This is a genomic window from Paenibacillus sp. 01T431, assembly GCF_056398625.1.
Map to the genome: position 1 here is coordinate 1 of NZ_JBFTPT010000030.1, position 22,575 is coordinate 22,575.

Sequence of the window (22,575 nt, forward strand, 5' to 3'; positions counted from 1 at the left end):
ATGAGATTTCCCAGTATGTAAGACCCCTTGAAGACGACGAGGTTGATAGGTTCGGGGTGGAAGCACAGCAATGTGTGTAGCTGACGAATACTAATCGGTCGAGGGCTTATCCTAAACACGTTTACTGTGACCCATACATCCAGTAGACAACAGCATAAAGGCTTCAGCAAGCCTAATCTTTCGTATCCAGTTTTCAAGGCGCAATACGCCTTGATATTCAACCGTGCCTATTTTGAAGTTGATGCTTTAATAACATTCAACTCAAAATACAATGTTCCCTGATAGCTCAGTTGGTAGAGCACTCGACTGTTAATCGAGTTGTCACAGGTTCGAGTCCTGTTCGGGGAGCCATTATGCTCTCATAGCTCAGTAGGTAGAGTGCATCCATGGTAAGGATGAGGTCACCGGTTCGAATCCGGTTGAGAGCTCCAGAAAACTTTCAACTGTAAGGACAAGCATCAATTTTAGCATGGCCCGTTGGTCAAGTGGTTAAGACACCTCCCTTTCACGGAGGTAACAGGGGTTCGAGTCCCCTACGGGTCACCAAATTATTTTTACAAATGGCGCCTTTATCCTTGGACGCTTAGCTCAGCTGGGAGAGCATCTGCCTTACAAGCAGAGGGTCGGCGGTTCGATCCCGTCAGCGTCCACCATATCGCTATTGGGGATTAGCCAAGCGGTAAGGCAACGGACTTTGACTCCGTCATTCTCAGGTTCGATCCCTGAATCCCCAGCCACTTATACTATGAGTCATTAGCTCAGTTGGTAGAGCACCTGACTTTTAATCAGGGTGTCGTAGGTTCGAATCCTACATGACTCACCATTTTTTTATCTCACATGCGCGCGTATGGCGGAATTGGCAGACGCACTAGACTTAGGATCTAGCGGGCGACCGTGGGGGTTCAAGTCCCTCTACGCGCACCATATTTAACACCCTTCATAGGGAAGCACTCTGTATGTCAACAGAGTAATGTAGGTGGAAGCCCTGCAAAACATGGTTAAGCTTCAAAGAATCACATATGCGCGTATGGCGGAATTGGCAGACGCACTAGACTTAGGATCTAGCGGGCGACCGTGGGGGTTCAAGTCCCTCTACGCGCACCATACCATGAAGAAACCCTTGGCGAACAAGGGTTTTTTGCTGTTTATATATGTGTTTAATAATTATGTAGTAATCATCCATCATGCTTGATTTTATAACCACGCTTATCATCCACATCTATTAATCGAATAGCCCGGAATGATCATTGAAGCTGTATAGCGCTTGTTCAGCACCATATCTTTGCAGCTTATGCTCTAATCGCATGCCTACCTTCTCAAGGAGCCTGCAGGAAGCAGTATTTGCTGTTTGTGTCTCAGCTATTACTTTGCCAAGCTTTAATTCATGAAGTGCGTACATTAATAATTGACCGACTACCTCGGCTGCGTAGCCGCTACCCCAGCTTTGCGGAAGAAATTCATAGCTAATTTCCTTAAGCCTTCCGTCTATGTGATTATCTAAGGAAACAACCCCAATAAAATCATTGTTTTCTTTTAGTCTAACCGTCCAAATGTATGACTCCTTCGTTGATGAGCGCTCTAAAGCATCTAGAAACTTATTTAGATGATATTCCTCTGGTACAGCTCCGCCTAAGTATTTTCTAACCTCATGACTCGAATATATCCTTTGCATGTTTTTGAAATCTGATTGTTGTAATGTGTCCAGCTTGCATCTAGTGGTTTGCATATTGGTTATAATCCTCCTTTTATGTTTGCTTAGGATAGCTTGTTCAAAACACGATCTACCTCTACAGTAAGGTGATCCTGCTCAATCGTATGGGGTTAAAAATGTACAAGGTTAATTGTTTTGAGGATAAATAGTAAATGGAATTAGTGTTTTATATAAAGAAATAGTAATCCCATTGCTAGATTTGTAGACATGTTTTTGTGATCGTAACATAGGGAGTTACAGGATGCCAACCTATTCCTGAATAGAATTTGAGGGCTCTATTATCCATATAATCCCTTCATTTTTAGAATAAACCTGTCGATATAGTTCATTGGGACTAACTGGAATCTACACATAAGAAGGAGAAGGAGATCAGTCATATGCAGCAAAAGATGAAAAAATGGCTTGTTAGAGTAGTAGCTATTCTGCTTATTATAGTGTTGAATGTGAGCTACACAGGAAGTGAATCATTAGGTGGTAAGGGAGCTTATAGGGGTTCCTCCGTTTCTGCGGCAGAATCGACGAATGAGACAAAAACGGTTGCTTCTAATGCGAAGGGTTCTGCTGCCAGCAAAGCAGAAATCGAGTACTGGCGATACAAAGCAGAAGGTACTCTATATCCTCCGATTGTTATGCCGAGCGGAAAGCTGCTGGTAGTAACGAATAATGGATGGTTATCCTTATTAGATAATGGCGGAAAAGAATTAAAAAGAATAAACACATATTCGAAACTATCCGCCCCAGCCGTAAATGGAAAAGGACAAATATTTACTGCAGGAACTGGTGCTAGGCTTTATCAATATGATGAAGGCGGCAATGGCGGTCAGAAAGGTATTTATTATTTTAAAGGGAAAAAGGAACAATTAGAGCCATCTGGCATGGTGACGGATGGGGAAGGTACTCCTTATTTTGCATATCAGCATGCTGTTTTATCGCTGAGCAGTGTGGGAGAGCAGCAGGCTGCTCTGCTGCCAGAGGGTGTATCGGTTAAGGAACTGGCGGCAGGTAAGCGCGGCGTCTATGTACTGGGCAGCAATGGCGTGTTGTATGCCGTGCGCGGCAATGCAGTTGTATGGGAAGCGTCGCTTGAGCAGACGCTGCTTGTTGCGAAGCTGATCGCAGGCGATGTGAGCGGCGGCGTGATGCTGCTTGCGGGCAACGCTATCGCTGCGTATGAAGAGGACGGCAAAGTCCGCTTCACTCGCGAGCTTGCAGCAGCGCCCGCAGGCGGTTGGACGTCTCCGGCGCTTGTGCCCGGAGACAAAGGTACAGTCGTTGCCGCGGAACGCAGCGGCAACGGCATAGCTGCGTTCCGCCTCGCAGACGGGGCGGAACTATGGCGCATTAGCGCCAGCGGGGCGGGAGGCTTTGGCCCCGCGGCGCTGGCGCCGGATCTTGGCGCCGGCACGGTGCTGGCCGGCGGCCGTTCCGGCGCTGTGTACGCGATCGACGGCTCTGCCGGGTCGATCTTGTACACCTACGGCGGTCACACCGCGGTTCCCGCGAGCGGTGTGGCGCCGCAGGGCAGCGGACGCTTCGTATATGCGTCCGCTAGTACATTAATCGCAGCGGGGCCAGTTCGCACCGTTGCGATCACCTATGCAGCAGCGGCGGCGGTTAAGCTGCCGCTGGATACACGGCTCCTGCTCACGGACAAGCTGAAGCTGTCCGATCCAGTCGCTGTCAGCTATCGCTCCGACAATCCAGCGATCGTTCGCATCAATGAGAAAAGCGTGGTAACCCCGGTTACAGCTGGATCAGCTAACCTTTATGTCGATGTTACAGCTAGCGGCTACAAAGGCCAGCTGAAGCTTCCTATTCAGGTTACAGCCTCTACCTTGAACCTAAAGGTGAAGCATGAATCCAAGAAGGTTGCTGCCGCAGGCCAGTCGTTTACGGTTCAAACCGTTACCATTCCAAAGGGAATGCCGGTTACGGCAGGCCTGGCAAGCCGTAAGATAGGCGTCGTTCAGTCGCTTCAATCGATTGCTAAAGATTACCGTGCAGACGCAGCGATTAACGGAACCTATTTTGAGGCTTATGGCGGCATTCCGGAGCCATATGGAACGGTAATTGTAGACGGCAATGTGGAGCATATAGGAAATACAGGGACAGCGATTGGTTTTACATGGGACGGCAAAGTAGTTATGGATACGCTGCGCGTCAAAATTTTAGGTGGAACAGACGGTTCTTTTAAGTCGCCTAACAACTGGTATGCGTATTTTATTAATCGAACACCTGCAGCAGGCGCATCGTCAGCCATTATGTTCACGCCAAAGCGTGGTGCTAAGCTTGGATTTGCACAAGGCACCTCAGTAACGGTCAGTAAGGGTGTCGTGACCAAAATAAGCAAAAAAGAGAATGTCAGCATTCCAGCAGACGGATATGTTCTCGTCTATACAGGTTCTGAGGAGAAGCTAGCCTCACGCTTTAAGGTGGGGACGAAGGTTGATTATAAGATCGAAATGACCAACCTCTCGAAAAGTCCGATTGCATGGTCTCGCGTTCATACCGCCATTGGTGCAGGACCAAGACTAGTGAAGGATGGGAAACCGGCAGTTAATCCAGCTGGTGAAGGGTTTAGCAGCTCCAAAATATTGACCGATGCAGCTGGCAGAAGCGGCATTCTTGTCAAAAAGGACGGGACTGTTGTCATAGCTACTGTCTCCAAAGCAACGATAAAACAGTGGAGTCAAATCATGATTCAGCTTGGCGCTGAACAGGCGATGAATTTGGACGGAGGAGCATCCTCTGGTATGTACGCGCAAGGAAAACTCATAACCACGCCTGGAAGGCTAATAAGCAATGGTCTCGTATTTGGCACGAAGCTAAAGTGGTAACGTATGTAAAATGATAAAAGCTAGCCGTCCCAACCTGTTGGGCGGCTTTTCTATTTAAATGGGGCTCTATTTTTATCGATATGAATAAATGCTATTTATATTATCATTGACTTTTTTTATGAGAAACATTATCATTAGAAAATAAATGATAATCGTTATCAATATTCGTTACTTATTGAAATATAAATATAAAATGATAAGGTGTCTGCCTCAGGCAGCGGAAGGAGCGTGCATGTTCAATGATTCGTTTAACGACCTCTAGTCTTGATATTGCTTATGATGACCGTCTAATCGTTGAGAATTTAAACATTGCTATACCTCAAGGGAAAATCACGGCGCTAGTAGGAGCTAACGGCTCTGGTAAATCAACGATTTTGAAAACAATGGCCCGTATTATGAATCCCTCGAAGGGCAGTGTACTTCTGGACGGGAAGTCCATCCATAAGCAATCGACGAAGGAAGTAGCGAAGCAATTGGCAATTTTGCCGCAAAATCCAACCGCTCCGGACGGACTCACAGTAGCTGAGCTTGTCTCTTATGGTCGTTTTCCATACCAGAAGGGCTTCGGATCGATGACTAAGGATGACCGCAGTATCGTGCAGTGGGCAATTGAAGCGACAGGTATGACTGATTTTGCCGATCGTCCGGTTGATCATCTATCGGGCGGACAACGTCAACGTGCATGGATTGCAATGTCTCTTGCACAGGAAACTGATATTTTATTCCTTGACGAGCCTACAACTTTCCTGGATATGGCACATCAGCTTGAGGTACTTCACTTGCTTCAAAAGCTCAACGCAGCTAATAATCGCACAGTAGTCATGGTCGTTCATGATTTGAATCACGCAACACGTTACGCTCATCATATGATCGCAATTAAAACGGGTGTCGTTGTAGGCGAAGGTACGCCTGCAGAAGTTATGACACCGGATATTATGCGCGAAGTGTTTAACATTGAGGCAGATATCGTGCCTGATCCGCGTACAGGCGTTCCTCTTTGCTTGCCATATGCACTAGCCGGCCAGCCTGCTGCTGATAAAGTGGCATTGATTAACCGTGCACAGTCAGAGAGACCATTGGCTGCTGCTGGAGCATAGTAACTAATATGAATGCCGTAAACCGCGTTTCCTTTGGAAATGCGGTTTTTTGTTCTTTTAGATAAGCCCTGTGTAGTATATTGAGCTTAGAAGCGAGTGGGTGGGAAGTGAACCGTTTATATTTGTTATTTATAAAATGTAATCCATTAGAGCTAAACAATCGGAAGGATTAAACCGGGTAATAAGATATAACGTCATTTAAGCTGATTTTTATGATTGGATTTATGAAATCTAAAAGCACATATTTCCGCGCCATATAAGGTTTTGCAGCCAAATTAGAACATTGTATTTTAAAGGATTTAAAATAATTTAAAACTTTTTTTAAAAAACAGTTGCTTTTTGTTTTCAGGGGTGATATATTATTACTTGTCGCCGCGATGATAAACGAAACAAACGGCCGACAGAAATACATGCGGAAGTGGCTCAGCGGTAGAGCATCGCCTTGCCAAGGCGAGGGTCGCGGGTTCGATTCCCGTCTTCCGCTCCATAAATTGTGCGGCCTTAGCTCAGCTGGATAGAGCGTTTGACTACGAATCAAAAGGCCAGGAGTTCGAATCTCTTAGGCCGCGCCATTTTCCCAACATTAGACGCAATTCATTTACACTTCGGGACGTAGCTCAGCTTGGTAGAGCACCTGGTTTGGGACCAGGGGGTCGCATGTTCAAATCGTGTCGTCCCGACCATAATTTTTTTCTTTGCGGGTGTAGTTCAATGGTAGAACTTTAGCCTTCCAAGCTAATAGCGTGGGTTCGATTCCCATCACCCGCTCCAACTATTTAAACCCGAAAGCCTTGCGCAGCAAGGCTTTTTTTGTTTTTATATATTGCAATAAAAGTGCCTCTTGCACCTAATATGGTGCAGAAGATGGTGCGAAATTTTAATTAACTGTTTGAGGGTTAAGATACACAAACCGATCAGAAGCCTCTCTGCTGGTTATTTCAGAATCATGCATATAAATATCTGCTGTAGTTCCGATCTTCGCATGAATGAAGCAACCATTCTTCTATTTGTTTGAGTTCTGAACCGCTCTCTCGCAGTAGCTTCGCCGTTTTATGCCATAGATCATACAAACGGGTATTAGGGAGCTCTCGCTTGCTTAGAAACCTGCTCTAGCCCATAGAGGGGAGGATAGTAATTCACACCTTCTCACCATGAAAGACATATCGCTTAGTACCGCCTTACCAGGTCTTACATAACATTTATTTCATTCTAGTCGGAAGCGTCTTAGAGACTCCCTGTACTAAACAAGTGTATGTAAGCTAATCAAATATCCATTTGTATAGTCGGAAAATTAGCCGAGGGAGGTATATCCATACTTCAAAAAATACTTCCAATCTGTAAAAAAAAGTATCTACCTTATTATTACGAGTTCTGCGCCTCATTAAATCATTCTCCTTTATTGGCATTAGGTGAATTGGAGAAATATAGTTACACTTCGATATATCGATTCGATAGTGACCACGTTTGAATTCTAATAAACTTAAAGCTTATTTTTTGGTAAGCCAATTAATTAAATATATGACCCCAATTGCAGAGCCCAAAACTAAAATCTTCTCTATAATGTTTTCCAATGTAGCTCGTCCCCTGCTTCATACATGCTAAGAAAAAACAGAGCCACAAGAATGGTTGGGGCATATAGGGATTGTTTTTTTATTCGTAATGACCTCATTCTTTCTTTATTTACAAATATTTCTACGCAAAGCATTAGTCTAAGTTTCAAAGACAGTGAACATAAAAACATTTAAATCTATTCTTGAAATATCAAGTTATGATTAAAAATTTCGAATGGCACGGCTTAGAAGCGTTATTTATGCAGCAAAGTAATTTATTTAAAATGCTTAAGAAAGTGAACTATCATATATTAGCGGCATTTACCTAAAGCGGAAGTTGAAGGTATAAAGTGGGGTTTTGATGAATTGGTACAGGCGCACGTATTCTTAGCTAATTGTGAGGGTTCTCTACAATTAAAACTTCCAAGTAAGAGCTGTAACGGACATGAGATACCTTATTTGCCGAAATTCCATCCTTTTAGAGAACTAACGGACATAGGATCTCTTATTTAGCTTCAGAATGCTTGATTAGGCTACTTTTCGAGCTATTAACGCATCCTATGTCCGTTAGATCCACGTAATGAGCTTGAATTCTCGAAATAGCGGATTTCATGTCCGTTAGTACTGAACATGAACATCACAAGAGCAGACTCCTATGTTGAGCGGAAAATATTATTTGTGCAAACATAAATAAATGCATCAATACAGAAACCAGATGCCTAATAAGCGGCGATTCCAACCTTATGTAGAATTAACGGACATGAGATACCTTATTTGCCGAAATTCCGTCCTTTTATAGAACTAACGGACATAGGATCTCTTATTTAGTTTCAGGATGCTTAATTTAGCTACTTTTCGAGCTATTAACGTATCCTATGTCCGTTAGATTTACGTAACGAGCTTAAATCCTCAAAATAGCGAATTACATGTCCGTTAGGGTTAAAGGTTAAACATGAACTACATAACAGCAGATTCCAATGTTGAGCCGAAAATATTATATGTGTAAACATAAATAAACATATCAATCAAATAACCCGTCTGGAAGCTCCCAGCGGGTTATTTTGTTTGCCCCAAACGCTTTATCTAGAACCATACACGTTGCCAATAACCAAACACTCCACCAATAACCAACCCCCACCAAACCCCAAGCGCTTTACAAAAGCTTCATGGAACATTAATCATTATGAAATAAAAGCTCTCTACAATTCTAGTTAACATAATAGATATGGGAGTGAGTGAAACTTGAAGATCTATAGTAAAAGGTTAATATCATTATTATTAGCTACGGAAATTACGGCCAGCATGGTGCTGGCAGGCGGACCTGTCATGGCTGCTGGTTTGCCATTGTCTGGGACGCCTTACGCAGTAGACAGTGCCTATAATGTAGCGATCCCGCATGTTGTTATTAATCAAGTATATGGCGGCGGCTTGAGCACAGATACGACCACGCTGTTGTCTCACGGTTTTATTGAGCTTTATAATCCGACGGATAGTGATGTCAATCTTGCTGGTTGGTCGCTGCAATATGCGGAACCGCTCCCAGTTGTAACGACAGGTGCTACTAAGGCTTGGGAAATGCTAAATTTGACCGGAACGATTAAAGCGCATTCTTCTTTTCTTATAACAGGAGCTTCTACAGGTGCTGCAAATCCTAAAGTAAATCTCTCTGCCAAATGTGATCTTACTTGGGAGCGTTTCATTAACAATAAAGGGATGAAGGTTGCTCTTATGAGCAATCAAACTTTACTGACTGATCCTAATCCTTTTGACACTAAGCCAGACGGCTATGTAGATATGGTCGGTACAGGAAGCAACGATAAGGATAGTAATATCGACGGTTATGAGACTGCATTCCCTACGGGCTCAGCAGAAGGCACATCGAAGAAAAAGTCCATTCGCCGCAGCAACTTCGTAGATACAGACAATAATAAAGCGGATTTCAAACAAGTCGATTATGAGGTAGCTACCGGCGATGCATTACTAGCAGCAATACCCCGCAGCGGTGCTGACGGCGCATGGGGGCCGGGTATTGTCCAGCCGCTAGTCATTACTACAGCATCTCTTGCTGATGGCTTTGTTGGATCTCCATATTCCGCAGTTATTCAGGCTACTGGTGGAAACACGCCATATACTTTTACAGCAACTGGTTTACCAGAAGGGCTTAGTCTTGCGCCAAATGGTGCTTTAACGGGGACACCGACTAAGGCGGTAGCAAATACTAATGTGACGATTACAGCGACTGACAGCACGGCAGGTACGCCAGTTAGCATAGTTAAGTCGTTTGCGTTTACCATTCAATCCAGTATAGCTCCAGCAACTCATGTTCTCATTAATGAAGTATATGGCGGCGGCGGGAAAATTAATAAAGATACTCCGCCAGCAGCATCTCCATACCTGTATGATTTTGTAGAGCTCTACAATCCTACTGCTTCGCCAATATCACTTGCAGGATATCATTTAAGATACAGCAATAAAGGTGCTACAACGGTACAAGGCTATGATTTTGAAGAAGGTGCGGTCATTGCTCCTCATGATTATTACCTCGTTCGCCTTGAAGCAACATGGGGCAATACGAGCGACAAAAATTACGGAGATCCTTACCTGGCTGATGCATATGCAAGCACGAAAGAGCAATCCATCGGCATGTCTGATGTGGATGGCACGGTGGAATTGTTCCAAGGAGTGTACGCCACTTCGGCAGTTGTTGATGCGGTAGGCTTCGGTGCGGTTCAAACTACACTGCATGAAGGAACATCCGTAGGGAATGGGGCTTCACTGCCAGCGGCTGTTAAAGGCGTGCGCCGCATTAACTTCCAAGATTCCAACAACAATGCTGCTGATTTTGCAGTAGTGGATCCATCGCCTACGCGAGGTGGGAAAACAGAGGGAATCGTTGATGTCATTCCTGATTTTGTGAAGCTTATCGGCTCACTCCAGAAGAATACAGCAGACAAAGCGGTAACGGTCGAAGGTTTGGTTACAACTCCGTCCGTTAAATCGGATAACAGCCAAGCAAACGCAGTGCGTTATGTACAATCGTTTACGGGCGCAATTGCTGTTGAAGGCATGGACCCATCCATCCCGGTAGGCGCAGAGGTACGCGTTTCTGGGACGGCTGGTCTTCATGACGGCGAAGTGCGGGTAAAAGGCAACTTACAGGTAACAAGGCTGAACAATAAAATTTTTAGCTTAGTGGCGGAAGATACGTTCGATAAGTCTATGCTTAACGTAGATAAGCTTAGTTCAGTAACATCTGAGATGTACGGCAGGAGAGTGACAACTACAGGCAATGTAACTGCCGTGGACAAAACGGCTAATACGATTAAGCTTGATAACGATATACTGCTTTATGTGAATGGAGCGTTTCCGAAGGTTGAAGTTGGGGACAACGCACAAGCTACGGGAACCATTGGAGTTTTCGGCAGCGAAGTTAGATTGGCTGTAGCGAGCGCAGCTGCAGATATGATCATAAAGCCAGCGTCCACTGAATTTAAAGATACGCTCAATATTTCAAAAATCGGACAATATTCAGTAGGCCAATTCAATAAAGATGGCGGCGTTGCCGAGATCGTGAAATTCAACAAAGACAATGGCAAATTTTATTTAGTTAACGGCTCCGGTAATCCGCCAAGCTTAGATATTGTCAGCTTGGGAAGCGGGAACGGAACGCTAAGTAAAGAAAAAACGATACTTGTTAAGCCGATGGCCGAGGTTGAAGGTTTTGTATACGGTGATTTAACTAGTGTAGATATTAATACGACAATTAAGCGTGTTTCTGTAGCGGTACAAGAGGCGGATCCACTCAAGCCAGGTAAAATCATCGTACTCGATTATGAAGGTAATTTAATCTCAGCCTACGCTGCTGGTGTACAACCGGATATGATTAAGTCAACAGCTGATGGAAAGTATATCCTTACTGCGGATGAGGCGGAGCCGCGAAATGGTACAGATGATCCTAAAGGAAGCGTAACGATCGTCAATACAGTAAACAACAAAGTTACCCATGTACTCTTCGATGATCCGTCCGTTATCGAGGATGGCGTTCATATTCGCGGCAAAGTGGATCCGGCAGATGGGAAAATTAAATCGAGCGGAACCAAAGTAGACGCTGTGTATGATCTGGAGCCTGAGTATATCACTCTTTCGGATGACAACAAGACAGCCTATGTGTCATTGCAAGAGAATAATGCAATTGCGATTATTGATATCGAAACGAACAAAGTGACGGCTGTAAAGGCACTTGGATTAAAGGATTATAATGATCCGCGCAATTCTCTCGACGTTCTAAAAGACGGCGCGATTAAGCTGGAAAATGTACCGTTTAAAGGGATGTACATGCCTGACGGCATCGCATCTCATACGATTAACGGTCAAACGTACCTTTTTACAGCTAATGAAGGCGATGTAACGGAATGGCCGAACCGTACAAACGGCAGCACGATAGGTGCATTAAAAGCAAAGCTTGATCCGGCTTCAGCGGCAGCGATTTTCCTAAATGGCAAGACTGCCTATGATGGTATTGAAGTCGCAAGCGATATGGGCAATGAAGGCATTTACATGTACGGCGGACGTTCTTTCTCTATCTGGAATGCGATCTCGATGGAGCAGGTCTATGACAGCGGCAACGATTTTGAAACGATAACGGGCAGTCGCTTGCCAGCATTCTTTAACACAAGCAACAGTAAGACAGCCATTGACGATCGAAGCGGCAAGAAGGGACCAGAACCGGAAGATATTAAAACGGGGAAGGTTGGCAATAAGGTTTTGGCATTCGTTGGTCTTGAGCGCATCGGTGGTTTCATGACCTATGATGTAACAGATCCTGCGCATGCGACATTCGCTAATTATACAAATACTCGCGTGTTCAAAGACAGCCAAGGCAAGGACAACTTAGATACAGATACCGGCCCTGAAGGCTTGGAGTTTATTCCGGCTAACATTAGTCCAACTGGAATGCCTTTGCTTTTGGTTGCTTACGAGGTAGGCGGCAAGGTAGGCGTATATCAGCTGAATGTAACAAAAGTAACGATGGATAAAGCTTCCCTTTCCTTAAAAGTTGGAGATGCATCTAAGCTGGTTGCAACCGTCGAGCCTGTAGGCGGAAGCTCTGCTGCTGCAATGTGGACTTCTTCTAATACAGCTGTAGCAACTGTAGATTCAAATGGAAATGTCACAGCGTTAAAAGCGGGAACAGCGGTCATTTCAGCAGCGAGTGCTGACGGATATGGTCTCGCTGAGACGAGTGTCACGGTTACTTCAGGTGACATCGTAACTCCATCGCCAACGCCAACGCCTGCACCTTCTACAAAGCCTGAAGATGCTGGAGTGACGATCGTAAATGGCGAGACCGTAAAAGCAGTAAGCACGATTAAAGCTGAAACGGATAACAGCGGTAAGACAACGGCAACGGTAACGGTAAATCAAATGGATGCAGCAATAGCTGCATTAGATAAAGCATCAAACGGCAAGCCGGCATCCATTGAGTTTAAAATGGCGGCTAACACAGACACCAAGTCAACGGCTATCAAGTTTGAGGAAAAAGCTATCGCTAAGCTTGCAGCTAAGGGATTGAAGTCGCTGGATGTTCATGCAGGACTCGGAATCGTATCCTTTGATGCTAAGGCTATTGGAACATTGGCGGCAGCCTCAGGAAGTGGCGAGCTTACCGTAGCGGTCAACAAAGCGGATGCATCTAAGCTGTCTAGTGCGATTAAGGAAACGATCGGCAGCCATCCTGTGTATGAGTTTGATGTGATCGGCGGAAAAACAGCGATTACCGATCTGAAGGGCGGTACAGCACGGGTTAGCATTCCTTATTCGCTTCAAGCAAACGAAGACAGCCAAGCAGTAGTCATATACTATATTGCAAATGACGGCAAACTTAGCATTGTACCTAACAGCGTGTACGATAAGTCGACAGGTCAATTACAGTTTACGGTAAGCCATTTCTCTACTTACGGAGTTGGCTACAATCATGTGGCATTTTTGGACACGGCATCAAGCTTTGCGAAGGATTCTATCCTTTACTTATCTTCCAGAGATATAATCGGCGGCTTGGGCAATCAAAAGTTTGCTCCAAAGGCTAACATGTCAAGGGCTGATTTCACACTCATCCTTGCAAGAATTGCCGGCGCTCAACTGGACGGTTACACGTCATCAAGCTTTACGGACGTGAAGTCATCCGATTATTTTGCAGGGGCGGTAGCATGGGCGGCTGAAAAAGGAATTGTCGGAGGCGCTGGAGATGGCAGCTTCAATCCTAAAGCCAATATTAGCCGTGAGCAAATGGTTGCTATGATTGCAAGGTTCGTTGAAGTCATGAACTTTGATTTGCCCGTGCAGACAAATGCTATAGCGTTTGAAGATGCATCATCTATTGGTGCATTTGCGAAGGAAGCAGCAGCTGCAGTGCAGCAGGCGGGAATCATTAACGGCAAGATCTATGCAAATAAGGCAGGCAGCTATTTTGCACCGAAGGATTTGGCTACCCGTGAGGAAGCGGCAAAAATGCTGGCGAAATTAATTCAATTAATGGCATAATTCGACTTGAGCAAGACCGCAGCGCCCTTCAGAGAGAGGTGCTGCGGTCTTTTTCATAAGAGGTCTTATTAATGGGATTGAACCAGCCTTTTTGCTAAGTTAATAAGCATCGTTAACTTAACTGAAGCGGGTTGTCTTTCGCAGTTATTATTTACCGGAAACATAAGAAGCAAAAAGGAGCGGGTTATATACTTTGTTTGCGTGAATCTGTTTTTGTTAGGATTGGCTTCAGGGCTTCAACCCTGTAGGTTTTTGTAGTATGATGGTAGAAGTCAAAAAAACGTTCATGTTGTACAAGCAAGCTTTCGAAGCGATTGCTGCTTCGGAAAACAAGTAAATGCTTACGGAGCGATCGTTGCTTCGCAAAAATTTAGGAGGAACAGTATGTCGGATCAATCTGCATCTACTTTGACCACAAATCGGCAGCAGGCTAACAATTTGCTGCGACGCGATGTCCGGTTTCTAGGCAACATTCTCGGTGAAGTTCTTGTTCATCAAGGCGGCCGCGAGCTGCTTGAAATCGTAGAACGGATTCGTGAACAAAGTAAATCTCTTCGCGCTGAATTTGTACCGGAATTATTTGATCAATTTAAAGAAAATGTATCATCGCTTAACCCGGAAATACGTCATCAAGTGATTAGAGCGTTTGCCATTTATTTTCAGCTTGTCAACATTGCAGAGCAAAATCATCGGATTAGACGGAAACGTGATTACGAGGTTTCTGCTGGCGAAGCGGTCCAACGCGGCTCCATTGAGAGCGCGGTTCAAGATCTGAAGGAACGCGACATTGCAATCGAGGAAGTTAGAGATATTTTGAGCAATATTTCGCTGGAGCTAGTAATGACTGCACACCCGACCGAGGCAACTCGCCGCGCGGTGCTTGATATTCATAAACGGATTGCTGTAGATGTGATGGAGCTGGATAATCCAACACTAACCTATCGCGAGCGCGAGAAGCTGCGTGAGAAGCTCATGAATGAGGTTCTTATTTTGTGGCAAACAGACGAGCTTCGTGACCGCAAACCAACCGTTATCGATGAAGTTCGTAACGGCTTGTACTATTTTGATGAGACATTGTTCGAAGTGCTTCCTAATGTTTATGAAGAGCTTGAACGCTGCCTAAGCAAGTATTATCCAGATGAGAAATGGCATGTGCCGGATTACTTGCGCTTCGGCTCTTGGATCGGTGGCGATCGCGATGGCAACCCATCGGTGAAAGCTCAGGTAACTTGGGAAACGCTAACGCTGCACCGTCAGCTGGCTATTCGCAAGTACGAAGAAAAACTAGGCGAGCTTATGGACCTTCTCAGCTTCAGCACAAACCTTGTCGAGGTATCGGCTGAGCTTATCGATTCGATTCGATCGGATCGCGAGCATGTTGAGCTTAAGTGCGTCGATCTTTGGAGAAATACGAAGGAGCCATACCGTATTAAGCTTGGCTTTATGCTAGAAAAGCTGGCTAATACACGCGATGAATCGCTTAAGGGTTCGCAAATGCGTTACAACCATCCTGAAGAGCTTCGCGAGGACTTGCTCGTTATCGATCGCAGCTTGCGTCATCACTACGCTGATTATGTAGCAGATACAGCACTTGCTAAGTTAGTACGTCAAGTGGAGCTGTTTGGTTTCCACCTTATGGCGCTTGATGTTCGTCAGCATAGCCAAGAGCATGAAAATGCGATGGCAGAAATTTTGGCGAAAATGAATGTAGCAGCAGATTATGCGGCACTTCCTGAAGAAGAAAAAACAGACCTGCTTCACCGTCTCCTAAATGATCCGCGTCCGCTTACTTCGGGGCATCTAGATTACACGGAGTCCACGCGTGAATGCTTGAATGTATACCATACGATTTATCGGGCGCAGCAAGAGTTTGGCGTCAATTGTATTTCAAGTTATCTGATTAGTATGACGGAAGCGGCAAGCGACATGCTTGAGGTTATGGTGTTTGCGAAGGAAGTTGGCCTGTTCCGCAAGGAAGCGGACGGCACGATTCGTTGTACACTGCAATCGGTACCGCTATTTGAAACGATTGATGACCTGCATGCAGCACCAGCTATTATGAAGCAGCTATTCGAAATGCCGATCTACCGTCAAGCGGTGGAAGCTCGCGGCAACCTGCATGAAATTATGCTTGGTTATTCCGATAGCAACAAAGACGGCGGAGTTGTTACAGCGAACTGGGAGCTGCGCGTAGCGCTTAATGACATTACAGCAGCCGGCAAAGAGTACGACGTTAAGCTGAAGTTCTTCCACGGCCGTGGCGGAGCGCTTGGCCGCGGCGGAATGCCGCTTAACCGCAGTATCCTTGCACAACCGCCGCATACGGTTGGCGGCGGCATCAAAATTACCGAGCAAGGTGAGGTTCTATCCTCGCGTTATTCGATGCAAGGTATTGCATACCGCAGCTTGGAGCAAGCAACTTGGGCGCTGATTACGGCTGCTCGTCTGGCGAAATACCCAGAGCAAGCACCGCAAGCAGAAGCGGAGTGGGAAGAAATTGCACGTTCGATTTCCGAGACGGCACTCGAGAAGTATCAGGATCTTATTTTCCGCGATCCAGATTTCTTGACGTACTTCAAGGAGTCGACACCGCTTCCTGAGGTTGGCGAGCTGAACATCGGCTCACGTCCATCCAAACGGAAAAACAGTGATCGTTTCGAGGATTTGCGCGCCATCCCTTGGGTGTTCGCATGGACGCAAAGCCGCTACTTGCTGCCGGCATGGTATGCCGCTGGTACTGCAATGAAGCAATATACTGGCGACGACGAGGAAAAGCTGAACACGCTTCGTACGATGTACGAGAAGTTCCCGTTCTTCCGCTCGCTAATTGACAATCTTCAAATGGCTCTTGCCAAAGCAGATTTGCTTATTGCGAAGGAATATGCAGATATGATTAAGGACAAAACGATCCGCGATCGTATTTTTGAGCAAATCGAAGAAGAATATAAGCTTACATCTGAGCTTATTCTTAGCATCACAGGCCAAACGGAAATTTTGGATAATGTTCCTGTTATCCAAGAGTCGATTCGTCTGCGCAATCCGTACGTCGATCCGCTTAGCTACATGCAAGTACAGCTGCTAACCGAGCTTCGTGCACTGCGTGATAACGAAGAAGATGATCCAGAGCTACTTCGCGAAGTGCTTCTGACGATCAACGGCATTGCCGCAGGACTTCGGAATACGGGCTAACTGTTCAAACTAATCGCTTAGGCGAATATAGAATAGCTACAAAGCCAACCATGGTATTTACTGTGGTTGGCTTTTTTTTCGTTGAAAGCAGCTGGGAGACATTGTTGTGAGGAGCTAGAAAAACAAACTGCAACAGAACTCTATTTTTCTTATGTTCTTTTATAGTCCACTTAAGTTTTGTTTAAGGTACATCCTGCATGATAGGTACATAGGAAACAGACACCTACTATTGAGAGGATGATAGAGATGAACGAGGAAAACAAACGCTCAGAAACGAGCGGTGATACTTACACGTCGAACCATACATCGAATGAAACGAACCGGACTCCTGTCACTACTTATATTTATGAATCCAACAAATCAACAAATGAGCTTAGAGCTTCATACGAGAGGGAGCTTGGGCTGGGACAGGATGAGAACGGAAGCGGGTCAGGGTCAGCACCTGGCGGTAAAAAACGTTCAAAGCGTTCGGGCGGCAACTCGGCAAAAACACTGCTTGCATCGTTCTTGATTGGCGCTCTCGTCATTGGCGGTTTCTCCTACATGGCAGATAAAAACAATCTGTTCAGCGGAGGGGAACAAACCGTTCAAAACTCGGGTTCCAGCGTTGTAAGCAATTCAGGACAGCAGGATGCTGGCTTGTCTACAGCATCGCTAAGCTCAAGTGAAGATATCGCTTCCGTCTATAAAGCTGCGAGCCCCGCGGTTGTGAAGATCGAAAATTATGGGGAGCCAGCACGTTCGAACTCCATGTTCGACGATCCACGCTTTCAACAGTTTTTTGGAAATGGTGGGTCGGGTAGCAACGGGCAGCAGCAAGAATCTCAAGAAAAACAGCCAAGCAGTTCAAATCTTGAACTGGTAGGCTCTGGTACAGGCTTTTTCTTCGAATCGGATGGTTATATTCTGACGAACGAGCATGTAATTGCTGATGCGAAGGAGGTTAAAGTAACGGTTCAAGGTTATGACGAGCCTCTAACAGCAACGGTGCTTGGTTCGAGTTATGATCTAGACTTGGCTGTGCTTAAGGTGGAAGAGCCTAACGGCAAAGCATTCCCATCTCTTAAACTGGGAAGCTCTGACCAAACGCGAATCGGTGACTGGGTGATGGCGATCGGCAATCCATATGGCTTCGATCAAACGTTGACTATGGGCGTGTTAAGCGCGAAAGAGCGCCCAATTACGATTGCAGATGAGCAAGGGAACCATAATTACGAGCATCTGCTGCAAACGGATGCCTCTATTAATCCAGGGAACTCTGGAGGACCGCTTCTCAACGAGAAGGGAGAGGTTATCGGTATAAACACGGCTGTGAACGCTGAGGCACAAGGCATTGGCTTTGCGATTCCTACGACGACGATTACAAAGGTGCTCGAGCAATTGAAAACAAATACACTTTAATAAATATAAAGCGCATGAACATTGAAGGTCTGGGAACATTACGTTTCCTAGACCTTTTTTGCTTTATTTTAGCGTTCCTAGCCGAAAGTCGAAAAAACAACTAGCCTCAGGTCGATTGCTGACTGAACGTCAAACCTATATAATTATTAGAACGGTTAGTATTTTTTGGAGCAAACGGCAATGAAACATGAACCTGATGTACGTACATTGCTGCTCATGACTATGAACATTACGACTAATTAGGGTCGATGCTCATATTGGAAGTATCTTTCTCAATTGTCTTGCTTTTTCAGCCCATGTGCATTACGATTTTTCTAGGGTGTATGGATGCGGACATTATATATTTATAAAATAGAGCAAGGCGATCAGTCGATCGAATGGAAGGTTTGGAGGAGTTTAGGTGATTGTATTGGAAGCACGCCTGGCGAAGTTATCGCTTAAAGGCGATCAGCAGGCTTTTGCTGAGCTTGTAGACCTCTATCAAGACAAGCTCTTTCATATGGCTTATCGAATGTTAAACAGCCGCCAGGAAGCGGAGGATGTAGTACAGGATACGTTCCTTCGCGTTTACAAAAACCTGGATAGATATGATGAAACGTTAAAATTTTCAACTTGGATATATAGAATTGCTACGAACTTATGTATTGATCGACTGCGCAAACGCAAGCCGACCTATTCGCTGGATGCGGAGTCATCGGATCATGAGGGGCTGGATGGCTACTCCATGATACCGAGCGATAATCGGACGCCAGAATCAGAGCTGCTTCTCTCGGACACACAGCGCATTATACATGCGGCTATTGCTTCACTGCCACCGAAATATAAGAGCGTGATGACGCTTAGATATATGCAGGACCTGTCGTTGCAGGAAATTGGCGATGTGCTGGACATGCCTGTCACGACGATCAAAACGCGGGTTCACCGCGGCAGGGAATTTCTTCGGAAGAAGCTTGAGCATAAGTTATAATTACAAATAATGATACAATCCTCCAAAGGAAAGCCATGTCTAGCGCAGACATAGGCTTCTTTTTGGGAGAAATTCAAGCTAATTCCTTACTTGCAAAGGATTACTTACGCGATTACGAAAAAAAGTGAAACATCCTTCTTGCTAGTAACGTATCCTAATAGCGAGATAAGAACTTAATGCGCGAGCAACTGAAAGAAAGGACTGGCTGCTATGAATTGCAACGTCGCTATCGTATGGATGCATGATTATTTGGACGGCGAGCTGCCGCGTGAAGATATCGTTACGTTAAAATCTCATTTGCTTTCCTGTCCCGCTTGTCGCAGCCGGTTTGAACAGCTCCAGAAGACGGACGCCGCGGTGTTCCAGACTTTAGAAGCGATTAAGCCTGCCGCGGATTATGACAAGAAGGCATCCGAGCTTTTAAATGAACGAATTATGCAGCAACTGCCGAAGAAACAGAGCAAGCAGAGAAACCGCATCGTACGTTTTATTTATCGGTACCCCGGAGTAACAGCAGCTGCTGTATTTGTACTCGTTATGTTGGGCAGCTTCTTCACGATGTGGGAAGAGGATACCAAGCTGATTGTTGCAGGCGAGGATCTTCAGCAGGTCATCATAGAAGGAAATACAGTTATTGTGCCAGAGGGTGCCCATTTAACGGGTAATTTGACCGTAGAAAATGGAATAGCCGATGTAAAGGGCGAGGTGGACGGCAACGTAACCGTCATTGATGGAACCTTGAACCTGGCTTCAACCGGCCATATCGCGGGTCAGAGCAGAACGATAGATCAAGCGCTCGATTGGTTCTGGTACAAAGTAACGCAAACTTTTGGCGGTAACGCTCGCTAAAGCAAGCTGCCTCCCTGTTGCAGGGAGGCGTTTTTTAATTTTTTTTTGAAATAAAGGATTTCCAATCCCATATATAGAAAATAATAAAGTTGAAAACCGATAATTAGACAATAATAAGGGGATCGGCTGTTGGGGGTTGGCATATGAGTTATTTCTCAGATTTAACATGGCATGACTATTTAAAGGATATTATAGACGTTGGTATAGTTAGTTATATTATTTATAAAATGATTTTGCTTGTGCGCGGAACAAGGGCAGTTCAACTTTTAAAAGGGATCGTCGTGCTCGTCGCTGTATGGGGGCTGAGTACATGGTTCAATTTGTATACGTTGAAATGGTTAATGAACCAGATGTTCACCTTCGGAATTGTGAGCGTGCTGATTATTTTTCAGCCTGAGCTGAGACGCGTGCTTGAGCAGCTTGGTCGTGGAAAGCTGTTTGCGCGGTCATTTTCGCTTGATCGGGATGTCGTCAATGAACAAATTGACGGCGTAATTAAAGCTGTCCGTTTTATGGCAGAACGAAAAATAGGGGCGTTAATCGTATTTGAGCGGAGTACAGGCCTCAGTGAATTGATTGAATCGGGCATCCGTATGGAATCAAAAATTACATCGGAGCTGCTGATTAACATCTTTACACCGAATACACCGCTGCATGATGGAGCTGTCATTATACGAGCTAATCAGATTATGGCGGCGGGCTGCTATTTGCCTCTATCGGAAAACCCTTTTATAAGCAAGGAGCTTGGAACTCGCCACCGTGCCGCTATTGGAGTAAGTGAAGTAACGGATGCAGTGTCCGTAACCGTCTCGGAAGAAACGGGGCAAGTGTCATTGTCTCTAGGAGGCATGATCGTACGAGATATTAACGAGGAATCGCTAATTTCGAAGCTCTTTGATGAGCTGACTCCGAAGACGACAGGTCGTACGAAGGAACGTGTAACCATATCGTCTCTTTGGAAGCGGAAAGGAGGCAGTGATGGATAAATGGCTAACTCACCCCACCTCTCTCAAAGTAATATCCGTCATAGTCGGATTGCTGCTCTGGGCTATTGTACATATTGATCCGGACACCTCACCGCAGACGGCGACATCAAATATTGATACCAAAACGATAGAAGCATCGGTTATTACGGCAGATGGCCTAGATACCGATAAGTACGTGCTTACGGCGATGGAACCTACCGTCGTGCGGCTTGATGTGCAGGGCAGGTTAACTGTTTTGTTCAATGCTTCTTCGAAAGATGATTATAAGGTTCAAGTGGACTTGAAAGGCGTTAAACCCGGCATACAGGAGTTGCCTTTGACGGTAAAACTGCCTAAAGGGATTACGCTTGTGGAGATGTCGCCGCGCACCGTTACGGTTCAGATCGAAGAAATTGTAACAAAGCCTTTTGAGCCGCAAGTCATTGTGGAAGGCAAGCCTGCAGACGGTTATATCGTTGGAGCATCGACGATTGTAGCACCGACAACAGGTGTACAGGTTACGCTGCCTAAGGATGATATGAGCAGAATCGGTGCTGTTACAACGGAGATCAATATTGAGGGTGCAGATAAAACGGTTGTTAACAAAAAAGCAAAAGTAATCGTATACGATGTAGACGGTATCGAAATGACAAATGCGATTGTTTCACCAGAAACGCTGCATGTCGAGGTCAAGGTAACGCCTCCGCTGAAGGTACTGCCTCTACAGGTGCGCTATACGGGCACTCTGCCTGAGGGACTGAGCTTAGTATCGGTGAAGCCGGCAATTGACAAGGTGACCGTATACGGCGAGCAGAAGCAGTTAGACGAGCTGCAGGTTTACGATGGGGTCGTGCTTGATCTCTCGAAGGTGAAGCAAACAGGAACCATTCGCGTGAAGACGGAATTGATTGATGGAATAAAGGCAATTGATCCAGCAGAGGTGGAGCTCAATGTCGTTGTAGCTCCCGTAAAGAATAGAACACTTACAGGACTAGATGTAGCCATAGAAGGTATCGCAAACGGGCTGTCAGCGGTTATACGGACGCCGGCAAACGGTAAGTTTGATTTAACCGTCAGCGGAGCAGATCCGGTGTTGTCTACGCTTAAGGCATCGGATATTAGCATCATTGCCAATGTAGAAGGTCTAGGTGTAGGCACGCATGTCGTAACGCTTCAGGTCGATGTGCCTGCGTATATTCAGACCGTACTGGCTGATGGGCAAACTTTAACGGTAACGATAGAAATAACGGACAACTCCGTACCAGGATCAGGATCAGGCGGAGACAACTCCGAGGAGGTCGGAGGCACTCCGACAGAGGAGTCTCCTCCCCCTGCTACGACACCGCCTCCAGACACCAGTGAGGAGACTGGCAATGGTGGCGGAAACGCAGCAGGCGGTTCAACTACGAATCCATAATCATCAGAGCGGAATAAGTATATAACAGCGAAAGCAATATATTACAAAGGAG

10 protein-coding genes, 12 tRNA genes and 1 rRNA gene are annotated in these 22,575 nt (G+C 45.6%); 22 read left to right on the forward strand and 1 reads right to left on the reverse strand.

Features of this window, described 5'->3' with window-relative positions:
• From AC1DM9_RS32230 to AC1DM9_RS32270, 9 genes are all read left to right on the forward strand, one after another.
• Positions 1–114 (forward strand): 23S ribosomal RNA (locus AC1DM9_RS32230); the annotation flags it as partial.
• 161 nt (positions 115–275) lie between these two features.
• Positions 276–351, forward strand: a tRNA-Asn gene (locus AC1DM9_RS32235).
• 4 nt (positions 352–355) lie between these two features.
• A tRNA-Thr gene (locus tag AC1DM9_RS32240) sits at positions 356–431 on the forward strand.
• A gap of 40 nt (positions 432–471) precedes the next feature.
• Positions 472–546 (forward strand) — tRNA-Glu (locus AC1DM9_RS32245).
• A 31-nt stretch (positions 547–577) separates the two neighbouring features.
• Positions 578–653, forward strand: a tRNA-Val gene (locus AC1DM9_RS32250).
• 9 nt (positions 654–662) lie between these two features.
• Positions 663–737, forward strand: a tRNA-Gln gene (locus AC1DM9_RS32255).
• 10 nt (positions 738–747) lie between these two features.
• A tRNA-Lys gene (locus AC1DM9_RS32260) sits at positions 748–823 on the forward strand.
• 18 nt (positions 824–841) lie between these two features.
• Positions 842–924 (forward strand) — tRNA-Leu (locus tag AC1DM9_RS32265).
• Between the two features lie 97 nt (positions 925–1,021).
• Positions 1,022–1,104: transfer RNA gene (locus AC1DM9_RS32270), tRNA-Leu, on the forward strand.
• 118 nt (positions 1,105–1,222) lie between these two features.
• Here the strand turns inward: AC1DM9_RS32270 and AC1DM9_RS32275 are convergent.
• A complete protein-coding gene (locus tag AC1DM9_RS32275; RefSeq protein ID WP_477584057.1) occupies positions 1,223–1,726 on the reverse strand; it encodes a GNAT family N-acetyltransferase in 504 nt (167 codons plus the stop codon).
• Between the two features lie 362 nt (positions 1,727–2,088).
• Between AC1DM9_RS32275 and AC1DM9_RS32280 the strand changes: the two genes are divergently transcribed.
• The 13 genes from AC1DM9_RS32280 (at position 2,089) to AC1DM9_RS32340 (ending at position 22,523) form a co-directional block, all read left to right on the forward strand.
• Positions 2,089–4,548, forward strand: a complete 2,460-nt coding sequence (locus AC1DM9_RS32280) for a phosphodiester glycosidase family protein (RefSeq protein WP_477584059.1) — start codon at positions 2,089–2,091, stop codon at positions 4,546–4,548.
• 239 nt (positions 4,549–4,787) lie between these two features.
• A complete protein-coding gene (locus tag AC1DM9_RS32285) occupies positions 4,788–5,645 on the forward strand; it encodes an ABC transporter ATP-binding protein (RefSeq protein ID WP_076271911.1) in 858 nt (285 codons plus the stop codon).
• Between the two features lie 412 nt (positions 5,646–6,057).
• A tRNA-Gly gene (locus tag AC1DM9_RS32290) sits at positions 6,058–6,132 on the forward strand.
• A gap of 8 nt (positions 6,133–6,140) precedes the next feature.
• A tRNA-Arg gene (locus AC1DM9_RS32295) sits at positions 6,141–6,217 on the forward strand.
• Positions 6,218–6,251: 34 nt separating this feature from the next.
• Positions 6,252–6,328, forward strand: a tRNA-Pro gene (locus tag AC1DM9_RS32300).
• A gap of 14 nt (positions 6,329–6,342) precedes the next feature.
• Positions 6,343–6,416: transfer RNA gene (locus AC1DM9_RS32305), tRNA-Gly, on the forward strand.
• 2,021 nt (positions 6,417–8,437) lie between these two features.
• On the forward strand, positions 8,438–13,735 hold the full coding sequence (locus AC1DM9_RS32310) for a choice-of-anchor I family protein (RefSeq protein WP_477584061.1): 5,298 nt from the start codon (positions 8,438–8,440) through the stop codon (positions 13,733–13,735).
• 384 nt (positions 13,736–14,119) lie between these two features.
• Positions 14,120–16,924, forward strand: coding sequence for a phosphoenolpyruvate carboxylase (ppc, locus tag AC1DM9_RS32315; protein WP_477584063.1), 2,805 nt, complete (start codon positions 14,120–14,122; stop codon positions 16,922–16,924).
• A gap of 246 nt (positions 16,925–17,170) precedes the next feature.
• On the forward strand, positions 17,171–18,325 hold the full coding sequence (locus AC1DM9_RS32320) for a S1C family serine protease (RefSeq protein WP_477584065.1): 1,155 nt from the start codon (positions 17,171–17,173) through the stop codon (positions 18,323–18,325).
• A gap of 400 nt (positions 18,326–18,725) precedes the next feature.
• Entirely contained in the window at positions 18,726–19,292 is a 567-nt protein-coding gene (gene sigW, locus AC1DM9_RS32325; RefSeq protein ID WP_054025284.1) for an RNA polymerase sigma factor SigW, read from the forward strand.
• Between the two features lie 210 nt (positions 19,293–19,502).
• Positions 19,503–20,141, forward strand: coding sequence for a zf-HC2 domain-containing protein (locus AC1DM9_RS32330; protein ID WP_076271683.1), 639 nt, complete (start codon positions 19,503–19,505; stop codon positions 20,139–20,141).
• Positions 20,142–20,284: 143 nt separating this feature from the next.
• Entirely contained in the window at positions 20,285–21,127 is an 843-nt protein-coding gene (gene cdaA / locus AC1DM9_RS32335; protein ID WP_076271682.1) for a diadenylate cyclase CdaA, read from the forward strand.
• Positions 21,120–22,523 (forward strand): CdaR family protein, encoded by a 1,404-nt coding sequence (locus AC1DM9_RS32340; RefSeq protein WP_477584067.1) that lies wholly within the window; start codon positions 21,120–21,122, stop codon positions 22,521–22,523. The genes cdaA and AC1DM9_RS32340 overlap by 8 nt, the downstream gene beginning before the upstream one ends.
• Positions 22,524–22,575: the final 52 nt, after the last annotated feature.

Excerpts from the sequence above, each read along its gene's own strand:
- AC1DM9_RS32275 (WP_477584057.1), bottom strand. The coding sequence starts at position 1,726 with ATGCAAACCACTAGATGCAAGCTGGACACATTACAACAATCAGATTTC.
- AC1DM9_RS32280 (WP_477584059.1), top strand. The coding sequence starts at position 2,089 with ATGCAGCAAAAGATGAAAAAATGGCTTGTTAGAGTAGTAGCTATTCTG.
- AC1DM9_RS32285 (WP_076271911.1), top strand. The coding sequence starts at position 4,788 with ATGATTCGTTTAACGACCTCTAGTCTTGATATTGCTTATGATGACCGT.
- ppc (WP_477584063.1), top strand. The coding sequence starts at position 14,120 with ATGTCGGATCAATCTGCATCTACTTTGACCACAAATCGGCAGCAGGCT.
- AC1DM9_RS32320 (WP_477584065.1), top strand. The coding sequence starts at position 17,171 with ATGAACGAGGAAAACAAACGCTCAGAAACGAGCGGTGATACTTACACG.
- AC1DM9_RS32330 (WP_076271683.1), top strand. The coding sequence starts at position 19,503 with ATGAATTGCAACGTCGCTATCGTATGGATGCATGATTATTTGGACGGC.
- cdaA (WP_076271682.1), top strand. The coding sequence starts at position 20,285 with ATGAGTTATTTCTCAGATTTAACATGGCATGACTATTTAAAGGATATT.
- AC1DM9_RS32340 (WP_477584067.1), top strand. The coding sequence starts at position 21,120 with ATGGATAAATGGCTAACTCACCCCACCTCTCTCAAAGTAATATCCGTC.